Below are 20,432 nucleotides of genomic sequence, written 5' to 3'. Positions count from 1 at the left end.
GATTTTTTTAAAACAAATAATAAACTATGTCAAATATAAATACAGATAACATGACTTTTAAACACGTGAGCTACTTATGGGATGAAACTAAAGCGAAGGCATTAGCAGGAGATGAGGTAGCACTTTTTATTTACCGTTCTAATTTATTAGGAGCTGATTTAAGATTAACGAATTACGGAGGAGGAAATACTTCAGTAAAAATCACAGATAAAGACCCATTAACAGGAGCTGATTCAGAAGTAATGTGGATTAAAGGTTCTGGTGGAGATATTGGAACATTGACTAAATCAGGTTGTGCTGCACTTTATTTAGAGCGTTTGCGCAATTTGGAAAATGTGTACAGAGGGATTGAGTTTGAAGATGAAATGGTAGAGCTATTCAACCACTGTATTTTTGATTTGGCTTCAAAAGCACCTTCTATTGATACCCCTTTACATGGATTTTTGCCTTTTAAACATATTGATCACTTACACCCAGATGCAGCTATTGCCATTGCAGCCGCTAAAGACGGTGCTAAAATCACAGAAGAATTATTCAATGGAGAAATCGGTTGGGTAGGATGGCAAAAACCAGGGTTTGACTTAGGATTGCAATTAAGAGCGTGTTTAGAAGAAGCGGCGTCTCGCGGGAAAAAGTTAAGAGGAATTATGCTAGGTTCTCACGGATTATTCACTTGGGGCGATACAGCTTATGAAAGTTATATCAATACTTTGGAAGTAATTGAGAAATGTGCCGAATATTTAGAAAGCAATTACGGGAAAAAACGTCCTGTTTTTGGTGGGCAAAAACTAGAAAGTCTAGCGATAGATTCTCGTCAATTACAAGCCGCTAAAGTAGCTCCAATTTTACGTGGATTTTGTTCGTCAGAGCGCAAAATGATTGGTCATTATACAGATGATGCTAGGGTATTAGAGTTTATTAATTCGAACGATTTAGAACGATTAGCGCCGCTTGGAACTTCTTGCCCAGATCACTTTTTGAGAACTAAAATTAGTCCTTTGGTATTGGAGTTAACTCCAAATGAAGATTTGTCGGATGTGGAAGCAATCAAAGCAAAGTTAGCACCTGCTTTTGAAGCCTATAGAGCTATGTATTCAGACTATTACAATGCTTGTAAAAAATCGAATTCACCAGCAATGCGTGACCCAAATCCTGTGGTAATTTTATATCCAGGTGTTGGTATGTTCACTTTTGCGAAAGATAAAACAATGGCCCGTTTGGCTTCAGAATACTATGTGAATGCGGTGAATGTAATGAAAGGAGCTGAAGCAGTTTCAGAATATACTTCATTGCCTCATCAAGAAGCCTTCGATATTGAATATTGGTTATTGGAAGAGGCTAAGTTGCAACGTATGCCAAAACCAAAAGCATTGTCAGGACGTGTAGCTTTAATTACAGGTTCAGCAGGAGGAATTGGAAAAGCAATTGCTAAACGCTTCGCTGAAGAAGGGGCTTGTGTAATTATCAATGATATTAATGAAGAACGTTTAGAAGGAGCTACGGCAGATTTTACTAAAATGTTTGGTAAAGATGCGGTTTCAAGTGCACTTTTAAATGTGACCGATGAAAACAGTACAGAGAAAGCACTAGATGCGGCTTGTTTAGCCTTTGGTGGAGTAGATATTGTGGTGAATAACGCCGGAATCAGTATCTCAAAATCAATTGCGGAACATAGTCTAGAAGAATGGGATAGATTGTATGATATTTTAGTGAAAGGACAATTTATTGTTTCAAAAGCTGGAATTGAGGTCATGCGCAAACAAGGTTTTGGAGGAGATATTGTGAATATCGTTTCTAAAAATGCAGTGGTAGCAGGCCCAAACAATCCTGGATATGGTTCGGCCAAAGCGGCTCAGGCTCACTTAACACGATTAATGGCAGCTGAATTAGGTGCAGATAAAATTCGTGTGAATACAGTTAATCCAGATGCAGTAATTTCTGATTCTAATATTTGGTCAGGAGGTTGGGCAGAAGGTCGTGCAAAAGCCTACGGAATTACTGTAGCAGAATTACCTGCTTATTACGCTAAGCGTACTTTGTTGAATGAAATTATATTACCAGATGATATCGCCAACGCTTGTTATGCATTCGTAGGAGGTTTGTTGAATAAATCAACAGGAAATGCCTTGAATGTTGACGGTGGGGTGTCAATGGGATTTTATCGATAGTTTTTAGATTGGTTTTTGTTTTTTATCTCTAACGTCTCTTGGTTTGGGCGTTAGAGATTTAATTTTAAAAATCGTTGTCTAATTCTCTTTTTTATTTACCTTTAAAAAAAATATTATGTTACTTGATTCAAATAAAATAGCTTCTCATAATGCTGATTTGCTTAAATCGCATGCTAATAAATTAGTTTTCACTGCATCAGAAATTGGTGAAACAGAAAATATAATCCAAAAATTAATTGATTTTCAAATCGCTATTCCATCTTGGGCATTAGGTACAGGGGGAACTCGTTTTGGTCGTTTTCCAGGAGGAGGAGAGCCTCGTTCACTGGAAGAAAAAATAGAAGATGTAGGATTGTTGCATGCTTTGAACAATGCTTCAGGTGCGATTTCATTACATATTCCGTGGGATATTCCAACAGATTATCAAGCTATCAAAAACTTGGCTTCTCAACACGGACTGAAATTTGATGCGGTAAATTCAAATACATTTCAAGACCAAACCAATCAAGAATACACTTATAAATATGGTTCTTTACAGAATGTAAATAAAGCTATTCGTAAACAAGCCATTGCACATAACATTGAAGTAATTCAACAAGGAATTGCATTGGGTTCAGAGTCTTTAACAGTTTGGTTGGCCGATGGATCTTGTTTTCCTGGGCAGTTGAATTTTCGCAAAGCCTACCAAAATACCTTGGAAAGTTTAGAGGAAATTTATGCCGCTTTACCATCAAATTGGAAGATGTACTTAGAGTATAAGAGCAACGAGCCTAATTTCTATTCTACTACTGTGGCTGATTGGGGACAATCGTATTCATATGTAAAAAAATTAGGAGATAAAGCCTTTACTTTAGTGGATTTAGGACACCATTTGCCAAATGCTAATATTGAACAAATTGTAGCGATATTGTTAATGGAAGGTAAATTGGGAGGATTCCATTTTAACGATTCTAAATACGGAGATGATGATTTGACTGCAGGAGCAATGAAGCCTTACCAATTGTTTTTGATTTTCAATGAGTTGGTAGAAGGTATGGATGCTAGAGGAATGAATCATGCCAAAGATTTGGGATGGATGATTGATGCTTCTCATAATGTTAAAGATCCATTAGAAGATTTATTGCAATCTGTTGAAGCAATTATGATTGCTTATGCACAAGCGTTATTAGTAGATAGAAAAGCTTTAGAAATTGCGCAAAATGAAAATGATGTGGTAAAAGCACAAGAAATTTTACAGAATGCCTTCCGTACCGATGTTAGAGCTTTAGTAGCTGAGGCACGTTTGCGTTCAGGTGCTGCATTAAATCCAGTGGCTTTGTATCGTGATTTTGCGGTAAGACAAGAGCTAATCAAAGAAAGAGGAACAAAAACTGTTGCAACAGGATTATAATACAATCAAAAATGAATGTAGTAGCTGTTTTTGATATTGGAAAGACGAATAAAAAAGTTTTTCTTTTTAATGAAAACTACCAAATTGTATGGGAGCAGTCGGTTGTTTTTCCAGAAACAGTAGATGAAGATGGATTTCCTTGTGAAGATATAACGTCACTTAGGAATTGGATTGTCTATCGTTTGGCCGAAATGGAAGCCTTAGAAGATTATAATTTAAAAGCTATCAATTTCAGTACCTATGGTGCTAGTTTTGTATATGTGGATAAAGAAGGAAATAATCTTACTCCATTATACAATTATTTAAAACCGTATCCAGAATTGCTTAAAGAAAAATTTTATAGCAAATACAAAGGAGAAGAAAAATTTGCAACCAAGACAGCTTCGCCAGTTTTGGGAAGTCTTAATTCGGGAATGCAAATTTATAGGTTGAAAGAGGAGAATCCTACTGTTTTTAATACCGTTAACTATTGTTTGCATTTGCCACAATACTTAAGCTCCTTACTAACAGGTCAATTTTTTACTGATATTACCAGTGTGGGTTGTCATACTAATTTGTGGAATTTTAAGAAAATGAAATACCATAAATGGTTAAAAAAAGAAGATATTATTACCAAAATTGCACCAATGCACAGCGCTGAAGAAACGCTGCCATTATTGCAAAATAATGCCATTTCTGTTGGGATTGGTTTGCATGATAGTTCATCGGCATTGATACCCTATATTATTAATTTTACAGAACCATTTGTATTACTGTCTACAGGAACTTGGGTAATTACAATGAATCCGTTTAATAATCAACCTTTAACTTTTGAAGAACTACAAGATGATTGCTTGTGTTTTTTACATTATCAAGGAAAACCGGTTAAGGCTTCGAGATTATTTGCAGGTAATGAACATGAGATTCAAACAAAGAGATTGGCAGACCATTTTGGAGTTTCAATTGATACTTACAAAGAAGTAGGGTATGACAAAGATATCATTAAACAGTTGAGAGGGATTAATCTTAATAGTGCGCCTTCTCAATATCAAAAAGAAATTCTAAGACAGTTTTCATTTGAAAATAGAAATTTGAATGATTTTAAAAGTTATGAAATAGCCTATCATCAATTATTGTTAGATATTGTAGCTCAGCAAATTATTTCAACTAATTTAGTAATTCATAATAGCCCGGTTAAGAAAGTGTTTGTGGATGGAGGTTTTAGTAAAAATCCGATATTCATGAATTTATTGGCAGAGGCGTATCCAAAAATGGAAGTATATGCAGCCTCGATGGCTCAAGCAAGTGCTTTGGGTGCAGCATTAGCTATTCATAAAAATTGGAATCCAAAACCAATTCAAAATGATTTAATTGACCTGAAATTTTATAAACATTAGAAAAATGAAAATTGGACTTTTTATCCCTTGCTATGTAGACCAATTTTATCCAAAGGTAGGAATAGCTACCTATGAGTTATTACAAAAATTAGGTTGTGAAGTTCATTTTCCATCAGCACAAACTTGTTGTGGTCAACCGATGGCTAATAGTGGATACGAGCATTTGACAAAAGGGTGTGATGCTAATTTCATTGCTAATTTTGCCGAATATGATTATATAGTTTGTCCGTCAGGTAGCTGTGTTTTGCATGTCAAAGACCACTTACACGATGATAAAAATGAAGTGTTGGCGAGCCAAATTAGAGAACGAGTTTTTGAATTGACTCAATTCTTAACCGATATTCTAAAAGTTGAGACTATTGAAGGCAACTTTCCTTACCGAGTTGGAATGCACATCAGTTGTCATGGGCAAAGAGGGTTGAAACTATCGCAAATGAGTGAATTGAATGCGCCGTATTTCTCTAAACCAGAACAACTATTAAAAGGAATTAAAGGACTCGATTTGGTTTCTTTAAGTCGTAAAGATGAATGCTGTGGTTTTGGAGGAACATTTTGCGTAACCGAAGAAGCCATTTCGGTTAAGATGGGACAAGATCGAATCAAAGATCATGAGAATCATAATGTAGACTATATTACTGGTTTTGATATGTCTTGTTTAATGCACTTAGAAGGAATTTTAAAGCGACAAAAAAGTCCTATAAAAACCATTCATATTGCAGAAATATTAAATTCGCTTACAGTATAAATTTGATTAGTAGCAAATACATCGTAATGAAAAAAACAGTTCTATTTTTTATTCTGTGTCTGTCATTTTTTCTTTTTTCGTATAGAAAATTTACCACTGATGTGACTATACAAGAAATAATAGTTAAGGCTCCATTCGAAATGCCCGCTATTAAAATTCCTGATTTTAGTACTTGTGATACGCTTTCCATCTCAGCTTGCGGAGCGATTGCGGGAAATAAGATTAAAACTACTCAGGCTATTGAAAAAGCTATAAAAAAAATAAATAGTATAGGAGGCGGTACAGTACTGATTCCTAAAGGAGAATGGTTAACAGGCAAAATTCATTTTAGAAATAACGTGAATTTACATTTAGCCAAAGGAGCGATTCTCGTTTTTTCGGATGATCCGAAAGATTATTTGCCAGCTGTTCATAGTACTTGGGAAGGATATGAATGCTATAATTATTCACCTTTGATTTATGCTTACCAATGTAAAAACATTGCTTTAACCGGTCAAGGAGAGATCAAAGCCAAAATGGATGTTTGGAAAACATGGTTCAAACGACCTAAAGGCCACATGGAAAGTCTGAAAAGATTATATTATTTAGCGTCTTATAATAAGCCAATGGAAGAACGCCAAATGGTTAATGATAGTGCTAATTTTCGCCCTCAATTCATACAGTTTAACCGTTGTGAAAATGTTTTGATGGATGGTATTTCTATAACCAATAGTCCTTTTTGGACGATACATCCTTACCTATCTAAAAATATTGTTCTTCGAAATCTAAATGTTTATGCGCATGGTCATAACAATGATGGAGTAGATCCAGAAATGAGTCAGAATATGTTGATAGAAAATTGCGTTTTTGACCAAGGAGATGACGCCATTGCTATTAAATCAGGCAGTAATCAAGATGCGTGGCGATTACACACTCCTTCAAAAAATATTGTTATTCGGAATTGTACGGTTAAAAATGGCCATCAATTAGTAGCGCTAGGAAGTGAACTTTCGGGAGGAATTGAAAATGTCTTTGTTGATAACTGTCGGGTGGCGGCTGGAGCCAAATTAAACCATCTTCTCTTCATTAAAACCAATGAAAGGAGAGGAGGATATGTGCAAAATATATACGTAAGTAACACTACTTCGGGTAAAATTGACCAAGGAATTGTGGGAATTGAAACAGATGTTTTGTACCAATGGAGAGATTTAGTTCCAACCATTGAAAGAAAACTTACCCCAATAAAAAATATTTATCTTGACAATGTAAAGGCTACTAATGTTAAGTTCATATCTAGAGTATTAGGGCAAAAAGAACTTCCAGTAGAAAATGTAGTACTTACTAATGTTTACGCAGATACAATTCAAGGAGCTAATCACATCCATCAAAATATATTGAATTTTACACTTGAAAATAAATGGTAGTTCGATAAGGAATTAGATATAAAATGGAAAAGATGCATTCAAAAAAACAAATCCAACATAGCGAGGCAGCAGCCGATTTTAATAAAGATATTCCTCGTGTAGATTGGCATGATGAAACGCTTTGGTATGTTCGTGAAAAACGGGACAAAGCAGCATTTCAAATACCAGACTGGGAATTGCTTCGTGAAACCGCTTCTCAAATTAAGAATAACGTTTTGGCTAACATCCATGATTATTTAATCCAATTCGAATCGAAAGCTAAAGCTAATGGAGTCATTGTACATTGGGCGGCTAATGCGGAAGAACACAATAAAATAGTGCATTCTATAATGGCAAAACATGGTGTTAATCAAATGGTGAAATCCAAATCCATGCTTACCGAAGAATGTCACTTAAATGAATATCTTGCTGAAAAAGGGATTGATGTAATTGATTCTGATTTAGGAGAGCGAATCGTTCAACTTCGCAAAGAACCACCAAGTCATATTGTATTGCCAGCCATTCATCTTAAAAAAGAAGATGTAAGCGAAACATTTCACGAACATCTTGGCACCGAAGCAGGGAATAACGACCCTCAGTATTTGACTGAGGCAGCTCGATTACACCTTAGAGATACTTTTTTAACACGAAAAGTAGCCTTGACAGGAGTTAATTTTGCTGTTGCTGAGACGGGAGAATTTGTAGTGTGTACCAATGAAGGTAATGCCGATATGGGAGTCCATTTAGCCGACGTTCATATTGCCTGTATGGGATTTGAAAAAATCATTCCGCAACGCAAGCATCTAGGTGTTTTTCTGCGATTGTTGGCGCGAAGTGCTACGGGGCAACCCATCACAACATTTTCAAGTCATTTCAATACGCCTAGAGCAGGTAAAGAAATGCATATTGTTATTGTAGACAATGGAAGAAGTACCCAATTAGGAAGAGAAGACTTTAGGAATTCACTAAAATGTATCCGTTGTGGCGCTTGTATGAATACCTGTCCAGTGTATAGACGAAGTGGGGGGCATAGTTATCATAATGCCGTTGCTGGTCCTATAGGTTCTATTTTGGCACCCAATTTAGATATGAGTAAAAATGCCGATTTGCCTTTTGCAAGTACGCTCTGTGGTTCTTGTACCAATGTTTGTCCTGTTAAAATTGATATTCATGATCAATTGTACAAATGGCGTCAAGTTTTAGTTAAAGAAGGGCATACGCCAATTGGGAAAACAATTGCTATGAACGGAATGGCAGCTGTTTTGTCCAAGCCAATGGTATTTAATTTAGCAGGAAAAGCAGGTAGATTAGTGATGCAAAAAATACCTGTTTTGGTTAATAATAATTTTAATCCTTGGTACAAACAGCGAGAAATGCCTAGCCCTCCTGACGAATCATTTAGAGAATGGTACAAGAAAAATGGTAAAGAATCTAAATCTCAAAATAATGGACAGTAGAACCGCGATATTAGAAAAAATAAGACAAAATCAACCGGTAATAAGTGCTGAACTTCCTAATATGGAAGTTTTAGGATTAGAGTCATTTGATGTAGTTGAAAAGTATAAAATGGTGCTACAAAGCATAGGAGGTGATTGTGTTGATGTTAGCGACTATAGTGATATGATCAATTATGTAAAAAATCATTATTCAACAGATAAGAGGATTATAACTACTATACCAGAGCTTGCCGAATTTGGTGCGACGAATTGGCTAAATGATGACCCACACAGTTTAGAAGATGTTGAACTATCTATTGTAAGGGCGCATTTTGGTGTTGCCGAGAATTCGGCTCTTTGGGTAACCGATGCCGTTTTAGGACAACGGGTAACTCCTTTTATTTCGCAATATTTAGGGATAATATTGAGTAAGAAAGATATAGTTGCAACGATGCATCAAGCCTATCAGTTAATTGGGGAATCAAAATATGATTTTGGGACCTTTATTGCAGGCCCTTCAAAAACTGCCGACATTGAGCAATCTCTCGTTTTAGGAGCTCATGGAGCAAGAGGCTTGGTTGTTTTTCTAATGAATTAATACATTGTAATCGAACCAACCTATTGACTTTTTAAGAAGGTTATGGGTTCGATATAGAACAAGAGATGATCTTAAAAATAGGGGTCATTTTGAATTTGAATCAGAAGGTCAATATCACTGGAATTTGCAACTACAGTCACAATAAATTCAAAATGATTTAATTTTTAATTATGAGGTATTCATTTTCAATTTTAGGTTTGCTTTTTTTTAGTCAAACTATTTTTTCAAAAACGGGTTTTACAAAAAACTATTCACTTCCCCAATTTGAGGTATTTACCAAAGCAACAAAAGCATCCATTCTTTATGATGCTTCCGGAACTACTTTAGATTCAATTGTTGCCTATTCGTTATCGGAAGATATTTTTAGGGTGACTGGTTTTAAACCCTTGGTAACTAAAAATAAGGATAAAGTTTCAGGCAACGTCATTGTTATCGGACAGTATCAATCAGCCTTGGTACAATCCTTTTTGAATGGAAACAGCAATTTTAAAAGTTTTGAAAAGCAATGGGAAAGCTATTGCTACAAAACAATTCTGAAACCCACTCAAAAGATTGACAAAGCCTTTGTTGTTGCAGGTACTAATGCAAGGGGGACGGCTTATGGTGTTTTCGATTTGTCACAAAAGATTGGAGTTTCACCATGGTATTGGTGGTCAGATGTGCCCGCTGTAAAACAAAAAGAATTAGTGCTTTCGCAAAAGGATTTTCAGTCCAAAGCACCGTCCGTTAAATTTAGGGGAATCTTTCTTAATGATGAAGATTGGGGATTGTTGCCTTGGGCTTCGAAGACTTTTGAACCCGAAGTTGGAAATATTGGTCCGAAAACCTATGCCAAAATATTTGAATTGTTATTGCGCTTGAAAGCCAATACGATTTGGCCAGCCATGCACGAAGGGACGACAGCTTTTTTTAAAATCCCAGGAAATGCAAAAATAGCCGAAAAGTATCAAATTGTGGTTGGAACTTCTCATGCCGAACCGATGTTGCGCAATAATGTTGACGAATGGAATAAAAATGCCACGGGGCAATTTAATTATGTTTCCAATCGTGAAAGCGTTTATAAATATTGGGAAGACCGGGTAAAAGAAAGTAAGAACGTTGATGCCATTTTCACCATGGGAATGCGTGGGGTGCATGACAGCAAAATGGAAGGTGTCAAAAATAATAAAGAGGGTGCAGAGTTATTGACACATATTTTAGGGGATCAGCGACAATTAATCGAAAAATACATCAATCCTGATGCTACCAAAGTTCCACAAGCCTTTACGGTGTATAAGGAAGTATTGGACTTATACGATGAAGGTCTAAAGGTTCCGGAAGATATCACTTTGGTTTGGACAGACGACAATTATGGATACATCCGAAGGTTGAGCAATCCCGAAGAACAAAAACGTCCCGGTGGCGGTGGGGTGTATTATCATGCTTCGTATTGGGGAAGACCACATGATTACCTTTGGGTAGATTCGGTTCATCCTGCTTTGTTAAGAGAAGAAATGATGAAGAGCTATTATTCCAATTGCGACAAAATCTGGATTCTGAATGTGGGGGATTTAAAATCCATTGAATATTCGACACAGCTTTTTTTAGATATTGCCTATGATGTCTCCTTTTTTGAAGAGGCAACGAATGTCAAAAAACACATGAGCCGTTTTTATTCGTCAATTTTTGGCGAGACTTATGGTAAAACCATAGCGGATTCGAAATGGGACTATTTCGATTTGGCTTTCGAAAGAAAACCGGAATTCATGGGTTGGAGTCAGACCGAACCGACTACCAAAACCAAACTGACAGCCTACAATCCCTTCTTTTTCGGAGATGAAAACCAGACCCGCATTACCAAATATCAAAATTTAGAAAATCAGGTTAACGCTTTAAAAGACAAACTTCCTAAAAATCTTCAGGATGCGTATTTCCAATTGGTCTATTATCCGGCAAAGGCATCTTCGTTGATGAATAAAAAGTTTTTGTATGCCGATAAAGCAAATTTGTATGGCAAACAAAGGCGATTGCAGGCAAAAGAATACGCGGATAAATCAGATAATGCATTTAATGAAATAAAAACCATCACTAAGGAATACAACCAAATAGCCAATGGTAAGTGGAACGGAATAATGGATATGAGTCCTAGAAAATTACCGGTATTTGATAAGGCGACTATTGAAACTTCTCCAGTGGAAAATGCCTCCGAAGCTGTCGGGGTAATAGCGGAAAACTCAACCAAAACGGATGAAGCAGAATTGACTTTGCCAACGTATTATCCGAATGTATTACAATTCCATTTCGTTGATATTTTTCTCAAAAAAGATGCGATGATTTCATGGGAACTTCAAAAATTACCGGATTGGGTTATTGCCAATAAAAAGAAAGGTGTTTTGAGTGCTAAGGAGAATACTAATGAGCGATTACAATTTAGTATAGACTGGAACAAATGGACGAAAGTGAAAGCATCAAAAACTCAGTTCATAATTAAATATGATAATAAAACCATAGCGTTAAACGTAACTGTCGATGCTACAACGGCTACTCTTCCTAAAAAATCATTTATTGCAATGGAAGACAGAGTTGTCATTTATGCCCAAAATTTTACATACATAAAAAATAAGGAACCGTATCAGTGGAAAAAAATAGACGGTTTGGGTTATGCTAAGGTAGCCATGCAAGGCTATCCGTTGATGGCAGAGTCATTGCAGACAGATCGTCTGGCAACAGAAGCACCTTGCTTGGAGTATCAAATTCATCTGGGAAATCCGGATACTTTTGTAAACCCAGAAATACTGCTTCACGCCATACCGACACTTTCAATTACTAATAAACAAGGGGTTCGTATAGGAGTACAATGGAATGATGAGCCTATGCAGGTTATTGATTTTAGAACCTATGATAGAAGTGAGGAATGGAAACAAAATGTCCTGTCGAATAGAGCCACTAAAAAAGCAGCTATCAAATCGGCCCTTAAAGGAGCGAATATCTTAAAAATCTACCTTATTGATGCAGGAGTGGCGTTGGACTATTTTTATATTAATTTGAATAAAAACAAGCTTATACCTTATTCCCTTTTACCGGAAACGGTAAAAAAATAACAGTTATTATTTAAAAAAAATTAAGGCTTTGAAAAGCTAATATTTGGGAATTTGAAAGAACTTGTGGATAATAAGTTTATTGAAAAACATTTACGTTTTTGGTAGTGTATCAAAATTAGTGATGACTCAAATTTCGTAATTTAATATATTGATAATCAATATTTAAGATATTAACGGTCAATCAAAATGTTTCCCTCCAATTGTTTGCTTCGTTTTGTTGGGCTGTTCCAGTCGCTTTTACAAGCTTCCATTCCACAGACCACTTGAAACCAAAAACTAAGGGCAGTTATGAAAAATAACAGCCCCGCGCGCTCGCGATTCCTATCGCGTGGTTTTACAATTTAAAATCTCGCACGCAAAGTCTCCTGACTTTGAGCTAACTCAAATATACTCAGAAATTTTTCCAACAGGTACAAAAAAACTCCTTAATTTCTTAAGCAGTTTGGTGTTTGTGCACGGTATAGATTTAAAATTAAATCAAGTGATTGACTTTCTGATGGTTATGGTTTCGATATAAAATAAAAAATGACCTTAAAACTGAATTTAAGGTCATTGGTTTAACTTGTGAGCACTTAGGATTTTGCAAAAGCAATTAGAGGCTCAATATCGTTGTTATCTGCTTTTCGAACTGCTTGTATGTAGTTGCTTCTTGTTTCGGTCTCTTTTACTAAATTAGTACTACCCCAAGAAAAGAATTTACTACTGTATAATTTTTCCATTATTAAATCAGCCATTAGACGTGAATGTCTTCCATTTCCGTTTGCAAAACAATGAATGCTTACCAAACGATGTTTAAATCGAATGGCTAATTCTTCTGAATTATAAGTGTTGTTTTCTTTCCAAAAAATAGCATCATCTAATAACTGCTTCAGTTCAATGGCTATGAGATAACTTTTGATACCTATATTCTTTTCAGAGTTTCTAAAAGTTCCTGCCCATTTCCAGACATCGCCATACATACGCTTATGTAGGTCTTTGATGAATTTTTCCGAAAACAGTTGTTCTGTTTTTATTTTTTTACCAAAAGTCCATTGAATGGCTTTCTCGATATTGAGTTGCTCAAATTCGTCTAATTCTTTACGAGTAGTGATAGAAGGAATTCGCAATCCATTTTTTTCCTCGTCATTTAAAGGAGTTTGACCGTCTATATATTCAATCTTTAATCCCATAAATATTTAGGCATTTCATTTTTAATTTCATTTGTTTTTTGAGCAATGGCTTTTTCGATGCGTTCCTTAGAATTTTGTTGGTCTTCCAATGTCATTGTATTGTTCGTACGCATCACAATTTCGAGTGCTAATTCTTTTGCACGTTTTTCAATCATTTGCTCTAACGATTTGTGTTTTGAAACAAATCCATATACTAACTGCATATCCATAGCATTGGCTACGTCGCGCAATGAGTTTAAGGTAATTGTGCCATTAGCTTCCCGTTCTTCAATTTCTTTTGTGCTTTGTGGTGCAATATTTAAACGATTACCCAATTGGCGTAACGACATTTTTAATGCTGTACGAAAGGTATTGATCCAACCTTTTGTTGGCACTACTGTTGCTTTCAAATCCTTGAAAGACTCTAATTTATTATCGATTTGCTGTAAAAGCAATTGCTGTTTGTTGTTTTTCATAAGGCTATTACCTGAAATGTACAATACAAATTTAAGGTTATTACCTGAAATAAAAAAATATTTTTAAGGTTTTAACCTTAAAAATATTAAATATGTTCATCCTGTTTATAATATGAGTTTTGATTAAAATGAAAATAAGGTTTGAGTTTGTTGGTCTTTAAGAATTTTGATAGTTAGAATTTTGTGAAAATTTGAAAAAAGCCCATAAAAAACCTCAAGGTTTCTCTTGAGGTTTTTTAATTACTGCTGGTAGTATAAATTATTTTATGTTAATTAGTTGATAATATTATAGTTGTAAGTTTGATGTAAAATAAAAAATGACCTTAAAACTGAATTTAAGGTCAAATAATAATTTATGACAATTAGAAATAACTTTTTATATGTATTGATTTATAATATTTTCAAACAATTCTTGTTTACCACTTTGAAGCGGAAGTTCTCCATTTTCTTGTGCAATTTTATATAATGCTTTCAAATCTAGTTTTCCTTCTTCAAATGCTTTTCCATTTCCAGAATCAAAAGAACTGTAACGTTGCTTTCTTAACGATTCGTAAGGTGAAGAAGAAATGATTTTATCAGCGGTCAATAAGGCTCTTGCAAAGGTGTCTGCACCTCCAATGTGAGCTAAGAAAACATCCTCCATATCTGTAGAATTTCTTCTGATTTTTGCGTCAAAATTTATTCCACCACCTTGTAATCCGCCTGCTTTTAAAAACACCAACATTGCTTCGGTTGTTTCTTGAATATTATTTGGGAATTGGTCTGTATCCCATCCATTTTGATAGTCACCTCTATTAGCATCTAAACTTCCTAACATACCATATTTAGCAGCAGTTGCTATTTCGTGTTGAAAAGTGTGTTGCGCTAATGTTGCATGGTTTACTTCAATGTTCATTTTAAAATCTTTTTCTAGACCATATTCATGTAAGAAGCCTATAGCAGTAGCACAATCAAAATCGTATTGGTGTTTCATAGGTTCCATTGGTTTAGGCTCTATAAAGAAATTTCCTTTAAAACCTTGTGCTCTTGCATAATCTCTAGCCTGAATTAAGAATTGTCCCATGTGGTCTAATTCTCTTTTCATGTCTGTGTTTAATAATGTCATGTATCCTTCACGACCTCCCCAAAAAACATAATTTTCACCACTTAAGGCAATGGTTGCATCTAAAGCCAATTTTATTTGTCCTCCTGCTCTTGCTAAAACATTAAAATCAGGATTAGTTGCAGCACCATTCATATAACGGGGATTTGAAAAACAATTCGCTGTTCCCCAAAGTAATTTTATCCCTGAAGCAGCTTTTTTTTCTTTCAAATAATCGGTAATGATATTTAAACGATTTTCTGATTCAGAAAAGGTTGCTCCCTCTTGAATTAAATCATAATCATGAAAACAGAAATAATCAAATCCCATTTTACTAATAAATTCAAATGCAGCATCTGCTTTATCTTTTGCAGCTTGAATAGGGTCTGAAGATTGATCCCATGCAAAAGATTGTGTCCCTGGACCAAAAGGGTCTGAGCCTTGGCCACAGAAGGTATGCCAATAAGCTATTGCAAATTTAAAATGCTCACGCATTGTTTTTCCAGCAACTACTTGATCTGGGTTGTAATATTTAAATGCCAAAGGATTGTCGGAATCCTTCCCCTCGAATTGAATTTGACCAATTCCCTTATAATACTCTTTATTGCCTAAAACTATCATATTATGTTATTTATTGTTTAATATTATTTCTAATTCTTTTTTCCAATTTTTATATGCCTCTATATAAGGGTCACTATTTTTTAATGGCAGATAAGTTATCACATGGTCATTCTTTAAAATGTTTTCGCCAAATTTTTCATAATTACTATCTTGTAGACCAACAGCTCTAGCTGCACCAACAGCTCCGGTTGTGTTGTAAATTTCAATTTCATGCCCTATGAGTGTAGCGACTGTGTTGGAAAAAATTTCAGAACGAAACAAATTGTCATTTCCCGCACGAATTACTTTAATCTCTGTATTATCATTTTTTAAAATTTCCATTCCATAGACAAATGAAAAAGCGATACCTTCTAAAGCAGCTCTATATAAATGACCATGACTGTGTTTGTTGAAATTTAAATTCAATATATGACTATCTACATTTTTGTTGTTTAACATTCTTTCTGCACCATTCCCAAAAGGAATTACAATCACTCCATCTGAACCAACAGGTACTTTTGAAGCTTTTCTATTCATATTTTCGTATGAATCTACTACACTATGATTCTTCAACCATCTGTATTGGATTCCAGCTCCATTAATACATAAAAGTTTGCCTACCATAGGATTTTCGTTGGTGTAATTGACATGTACAAAACTATTTATTCTTGAAGTTTCTTTTGATTTCAATTTTTCTGTAACTGCGTATATAACTCCAGAGGTTCCACCTGTAGCAGCTACTTCTCCAGGTTTTAAAATATTCAATGATAAAGCATTGTTAGGTTGATCGCCAGCTCTATAAACTACAGGGATACCTAAAGGAAGACCTGTAGCATTAGCCCCTTCAAAATGTAATTCACCTTGATTTGAAAAATTTTCAACAATTGTAGGAATCAATGATTGGTGTATTTCGTAATAATCTAATAGCCAATTCGCTACCTTGTTTTCTTTGTAATTCCAGAGCATTCCTTCTGACAACCCATTTTTAGTTGTAGTCAGTACCCCTGTCAATTTATAAGCTATAAAATCTCCTGGCAGCATAAATTTGTATATTTTATCATATACTTCCGGTTCATTATCCTTTACCCATTTTAATTTAGAAGCGGTAAAGTTACCCGGAGAATTCAATAAATGTTCAGCACACTTTTGTTCGCCGATTTCAGAAAAAGCTTTATTTCCAATTTCTACAGCTCTGCTATCACACCAAATAATTGAATTTCGCAAAGAGTTACCTTCTTTATCAACTACAACTAATCCATGCATTTGATATGATATTCCGACTCCTAAAATTTTTGATGCATCAACATTAGCTTCTTTGATAGCTCTTTTTGTTGCTATACAAATGTATTCCCACCAAACTTCAGGATCTTGTTCTGCCCAATCTTTATGATAAGAAGTTATAGGCATTTCTTCTTGTGGTTCGCTAATTGTTATTATTTTCTTTCCTGTAGTGGCTTCTACCAAGGCTACTTTGACAGAAGAACTTCCTATATCATACCCAATGTAATACATACTTATAATGATTCTCTTAATATTAATTTTGTTGATACGCAATGCTGCATCGGTTCGTCTTTAGTAATAAATTCCGCACCTTTAGTTCCTAATTCTTTGAAATCAGTAGATATAACCGAAATTCCTTTATAAATAAATTTTTTCATAGGGGTTTCATTATAAGATAGAAAGCCTATATCTTTTCCTGGTTCTAGATTTTTCTCTCTACATTGCTCTAAGAATATTCTCCTGCTGGCGCGAGCATCTTGCTCGTGCCTAGTAATTCAAACTCCTCTACAAAAAGTTTCCTGACTTTGAACTAACTCAAATATACTCAAAAATTTTTCCAATAGGTACAAAAAAAACTCCTTAAGAGATTAAGGAGTTTGGCGTTTGTGGACGGTATAGATTTAAAATCGAATCAAGTAATTGATTTTCTGATGGTTATAGGTTCAATATAAAATAAAAAATGACCTTAAAACTGAATTTAAGGTCATTGGTACGACTGTGGAGAAGATGGGGCTCGAACCCACGACCTCTTGACTGCCAGTCAAGCACTCTAGCCAACTGAGCTACATCCCCAATGCAGGCGACAAATATAGCTTAATTTAGTTTTAAATTCCTAATTGCCGAAAAAAACCACGCCATTCTTTTCAAAAAAAGAACAAACTAACAGAATAGTTTTAACTTTACATTAAAATTTCTGCTATGGCAATACAAAACGCTACAGGTTCTATTTCCATTTCTATCGATGCTACAATCGCTACAATTGAATTTGGGCATCCTGCCAGTAATTCTTTTCCTGCCCAGTTGTTGCATGAATTAACCAAGACTATCGAGACTTTGGGACAAAGTCCAGATGTGGCGGTGGTGGTTTTAAAAAGCCAAGGTACTGCTGCTTTTTGTGCCGGTGCTTCTTTTGATGAATTACTTGCGGTGACCAACGAAACGGAAGGAAAAACGTTCTTTTCAGGATTTGCTCATTTGATTAATGCCATGCGAAAATGCCCTAAATTCATCATAGGTCGTGTGCAAGGGAAAACAGTTGGCGGAGGTGTAGGTATTGCAGCAGCTTGTGATTATGTTTTGGCGAGCCAAGAAGCAAGCATAAAATTATCGGAATTAGCGATTGGTATCGGACCTTTTGTGATTGAACCTGCCGTATCCAGAAAGATAGGAAAAACGGCTATGGCAGAATTATCTTTAACAGCTCAAGAATGGAAATCAGCGGCTTGGGCGAAAGAAAAAGGGTTGTATGCCAATACTTTTGAATCCATTGAAAAATTAGATCAGGCAGTAACTGAATTGGCACACCAACTCGCAACCTATAATCCAGAAGCGGTAACTGCTATGAAAAAAGTATTGTGGGAAGGAACAGGACATTGGGATACTTTATTAGTTGAAAGAGCAGCAATCACTGGGAAATTAGTGCTTTCTGAAGTAACTAAAACGGCCTTGGCATCCTTTAAAAAATAAAATAAGTAGTATGTTAGTAGTAGTACAACAAGTAAATATTGCACAAAAAATAAAACAAGCTCCAGATGGAGATTACCCAATAGGAATTTTGATAGGTTCTTTTATTCCTTTTGTTATTTTGGTAGGATTGGCGTATTGGATGTATATCCGTGCCAAAAAAAGAGACCAAAACCCTTAATTATTTCGTAAGTTTGCAGTCAAATACACAGTGGAATGAGCAATATTAGAATCACCAAACAATTTAGTTTTGAAACCGGTCACGCTTTATATGGCTATGATGGCAAATGTAAAAACGTACACGGACACAGTTATAAATTATCCGTGACGGTTATTGGTAAGCCTATTGTGAACCGTAATGATGTAAAATTTGGAATGGTGATTGACTTTACCGATTTGAAAAAAATCGTGAAAGAAGAAATTGTAGATCAGTTTGACCACGCTACTGTCTTTAACGAAACAACCCCTCATATTGAGTTGGCTAACGAACTAAAAACGCGTGGACATCATGTGATTTTAGTAGATTACCAACCTACAAGTGAAAATATGGTAATTGATTTTGCCCAACGCATCAAAAATAGATTACCACAAGGGATTGCACTTTTTTCTTTAAAGCTACAAGAAACCGATTCGTCATTTGCAGAGTGGTTTGCTAGCGATAATTTGTAATTCAGAACAGATGCTATTAACCAATAACAAAAAAATATATTTCGCCTCCGATCAGCATTTTGGAGCGCCAACAGCCAAATTGAGTTTCCCAAGGGAACAAAAATTTGTGGCTTGGTTGGATGAGGTGAAACAAGATGCCGAAGCTATTTTTTTATTGGGTGATTTGTTTGATTTTTGGTTTGAGTACAAAACGGTTGTTCCAAAAGGATTTGTTCGTATTTTGGGCAAATTGGCCGAAATTCGCGACAGCGGCATCCCTATTTATTTCTTTGTGGGCAACCACGATTTGTGGATGGAAGATTATTTCCAAAAAGAACTCAATATTCCCGTATACCGCGACAATCAAGAATTTACGTTTGGAGACAAAACCTTTTTAATAGGCCATGGAGATGGTAAAGGGCCTGGGGATAAAGGGTACAAACGCATGAAAAAAGTGTTTACTAATCCGGTGGCTAAATGGTTTTTCCGTTGGTTGCATCCTGATTTGGGAGTGGGTTTGGCGCAATACCTTTCGGTAAAAAACAAATTGATTTCGGGTGCCGAAGATGTAGTATTTTTGGGTGAAGAAAACGAATGGTTGATTCAGTATTCCAAACGAAAACTCGAAACCAAACATTACAATTACCTTGTTTTTGGACACCGTCATTTACCGATGGTTTTTCCTTTAGGCAATAAGTCCGAATACGTGAATTTAGGCGATTGGATTACTTATTTTACCTATGGCGTTTTTGATGGAGAAACCTTCGAAATTAAAAAATACGAATAAGTAAGCGAATTACGCTCTTAGAATTTTCTCCATTTTTCGGCCTTTAGCCAATTCATCGACTAACTTATCCAAATACCGGACTTGTTTGGTCAAGGAGTTTTCAATTTCTTCAATTTTGTAACCACAAATGGTTCCTGTAATTAATTCCGCTTTTGGGTTCAACTGCGCTCTCTCAAAAAAGGTTTCAAAAGTCACTTTTTCGTCCATGAGTTGGAGGAGTGTAGTATCGTCAAATCCCGTCAGCCAAGTAATTACTTGATGCAATTCTTCTTTGGTTCTGCCTTTTCGTTCCACTTTAGCAAGGTAAAGCGGATAGACTGTAGCAAAAGTCATCTTGGCGATTCGTTCGTTGTGTTCAGGAGTTGTGTTCATAATTTTTTTAACCTGTAAGATGTATTTAGTTTTTGATGATAATTTTACGTCAGTTCGAGTAATTTTCGGTAGAAAATTGTATCGAGAACAAGTAAAATTTCATTAAAAATGATTAACTCCGTTGAACCTAAGGTTTCTCGATACATTTTTTGTTCCGTTTCACTACACAAAAAACACTCGA

Annotated in this window: 17 protein-coding genes, 1 tRNA gene and 1 pseudogene; 12 read left to right on the top strand and 7 right to left on the bottom strand. The window is 35.5% G+C overall.

The window, feature by feature from the left end; translation table 11 throughout:
• The first annotated feature begins 26 nt into the window (after positions 1-26).
• The 8 genes from Q0L65_RS07260 (at position 27) to Q0L65_RS07225 (ending at position 12,175) form a co-directional block, all read left to right on the top strand.
• Positions 27-2,168, top strand: a complete 2,142-nt coding sequence (locus Q0L65_RS07260) for a bifunctional aldolase/short-chain dehydrogenase (protein WP_296684863.1) — start codon at positions 27-29, stop codon at positions 2,166-2,168.
• A 115-nt stretch (positions 2,169-2,283) separates the two neighbouring features.
• Entirely contained in the window at positions 2,284-3,558 is a 1,275-nt protein-coding gene (locus tag Q0L65_RS07255; protein ID WP_296684861.1) for a TIM barrel protein, read from the top strand.
• A gap of 11 nt (positions 3,559-3,569) precedes the next feature.
• Complete coding sequence (locus tag Q0L65_RS07250; RefSeq protein ID WP_296684860.1) at positions 3,570-4,934, top strand: FGGY family carbohydrate kinase; 1,365 nt, start codon at positions 3,570-3,572, stop codon at positions 4,932-4,934.
• A gap of 4 nt (positions 4,935-4,938) precedes the next feature.
• Entirely contained in the window at positions 4,939-5,679 is a 741-nt protein-coding gene (locus Q0L65_RS07245) for a (Fe-S)-binding protein (protein ID WP_296684858.1), read from the top strand.
• A gap of 26 nt (positions 5,680-5,705) precedes the next feature.
• Positions 5,706-7,082 (top strand): glycoside hydrolase family 28 protein, encoded by a 1,377-nt coding sequence (locus Q0L65_RS07240; RefSeq protein WP_296684857.1) that lies wholly within the window; start codon positions 5,706-5,708, stop codon positions 7,080-7,082.
• Positions 7,083-7,114: 32 nt separating this feature from the next.
• A complete protein-coding gene (locus Q0L65_RS07235) occupies positions 7,115-8,518 on the top strand; it encodes a lactate utilization protein B (RefSeq protein WP_296684855.1) in 1,404 nt (467 codons plus the stop codon).
• The gene (locus tag Q0L65_RS07230) at positions 8,508-9,095 is read left to right on the top strand and encodes an LUD domain-containing protein (RefSeq protein ID WP_296684854.1); all 588 of its coding nucleotides are present in this window, start codon (positions 8,508-8,510) and stop codon (positions 9,093-9,095) included. The genes Q0L65_RS07235 and Q0L65_RS07230 overlap by 11 nt, the downstream gene beginning before the upstream one ends.
• Before the next feature lie 170 nt (positions 9,096-9,265).
• Positions 9,266-12,175, top strand: a complete 2,910-nt coding sequence (locus Q0L65_RS07225) for a glycosyl hydrolase 115 family protein (RefSeq protein WP_296684852.1) — start codon at positions 9,266-9,268, stop codon at positions 12,173-12,175.
• Between the two features lie 572 nt (positions 12,176-12,747).
• Here Q0L65_RS07225 and Q0L65_RS07220 read toward each other — a convergent pair.
• From Q0L65_RS07220 to Q0L65_RS07195, 6 genes and pseudogenes are all read right to left on the bottom strand, one after another.
• Positions 12,748-13,344: a mobile mystery protein B gene (locus tag Q0L65_RS07220; RefSeq protein ID WP_296684851.1), complete on the bottom strand. Its 597-nt coding sequence runs from the start codon at positions 13,342-13,344 to the stop codon at positions 12,748-12,750.
• On the bottom strand, positions 13,335-13,799 hold the full coding sequence (locus tag Q0L65_RS07215) for a mobile mystery protein A (RefSeq protein WP_296684850.1): 465 nt from the start codon (positions 13,797-13,799) through the stop codon (positions 13,335-13,337). Before Q0L65_RS07215 ends, Q0L65_RS07220 begins: the two co-directional genes overlap by 10 nt.
• Positions 13,800-14,175: 376 nt before the next feature.
• Positions 14,176-15,501 (bottom strand): xylose isomerase, encoded by a 1,326-nt coding sequence (gene xylA / locus Q0L65_RS07210; RefSeq protein ID WP_296684848.1) that lies wholly within the window; start codon positions 15,499-15,501, stop codon positions 14,176-14,178.
• 6 nt (positions 15,502-15,507) lie between these two features.
• Positions 15,508-16,992 carry an FGGY family carbohydrate kinase gene (locus Q0L65_RS07205; protein WP_296684847.1) on the bottom strand — a complete coding sequence of 495 codons (1,485 nt, stop codon included), beginning with the start codon at positions 16,990-16,992 and terminating at the stop codon, positions 15,508-15,510.
• Between the two features lie 2 nt (positions 16,993-16,994).
• A pseudogene (locus Q0L65_RS07200) lies at positions 16,995-17,213 on the bottom strand (GntR family transcriptional regulator); the annotation flags it as partial.
• Positions 17,214-17,479: 266 nt separating this feature from the next.
• A tRNA-Ala gene (locus tag Q0L65_RS07195) sits at positions 17,480-17,553 on the bottom strand.
• A 126-nt stretch (positions 17,554-17,679) separates the two neighbouring features.
• Here Q0L65_RS07195 and Q0L65_RS07190 point away from each other — a divergent pair.
• From Q0L65_RS07190 to Q0L65_RS07175, 4 genes are read left to right on the top strand one after another with little or no spacing between them, the layout of a single operon-like run.
• Positions 17,680-18,447, top strand: a complete 768-nt coding sequence (locus tag Q0L65_RS07190) for an enoyl-CoA hydratase/isomerase family protein (RefSeq protein WP_296684845.1) — start codon at positions 17,680-17,682, stop codon at positions 18,445-18,447.
• Positions 18,448-18,457: 10 nt separating this feature from the next.
• Positions 18,458-18,625, top strand: coding sequence for a hypothetical protein (locus tag Q0L65_RS07185; protein WP_296684844.1), 168 nt, complete (start codon positions 18,458-18,460; stop codon positions 18,623-18,625).
• A 35-nt stretch (positions 18,626-18,660) separates the two neighbouring features.
• Complete coding sequence (locus tag Q0L65_RS07180; RefSeq protein WP_296684842.1) at positions 18,661-19,113, top strand: 6-carboxytetrahydropterin synthase; 453 nt, start codon at positions 18,661-18,663, stop codon at positions 19,111-19,113.
• A 10-nt stretch (positions 19,114-19,123) separates the two neighbouring features.
• Complete coding sequence (locus Q0L65_RS07175; RefSeq protein WP_296684840.1) at positions 19,124-19,879, top strand: UDP-2,3-diacylglucosamine diphosphatase; 756 nt, start codon at positions 19,124-19,126, stop codon at positions 19,877-19,879.
• 9 nt (positions 19,880-19,888) lie between these two features.
• On the opposite strand, the gene Q0L65_RS07170 is transcribed toward Q0L65_RS07175, so the two are convergent.
• Positions 19,889-20,251, bottom strand: coding sequence for a DUF2200 domain-containing protein (locus Q0L65_RS07170; protein WP_296684839.1), 363 nt, complete (start codon positions 20,249-20,251; stop codon positions 19,889-19,891).
• Positions 20,252-20,432: the final 181 nt, after the last annotated feature.

Origin of the sequence: Flavobacterium sp., assembly GCF_024642105.1 — a bacterium.
In the GTDB taxonomy this organism is placed as follows: Bacteria; Bacteroidota; Bacteroidia; order Flavobacteriales; family Flavobacteriaceae; genus Flavobacterium.
This window is presented reverse-complemented; position numbering and strand designations above follow the sequence as displayed.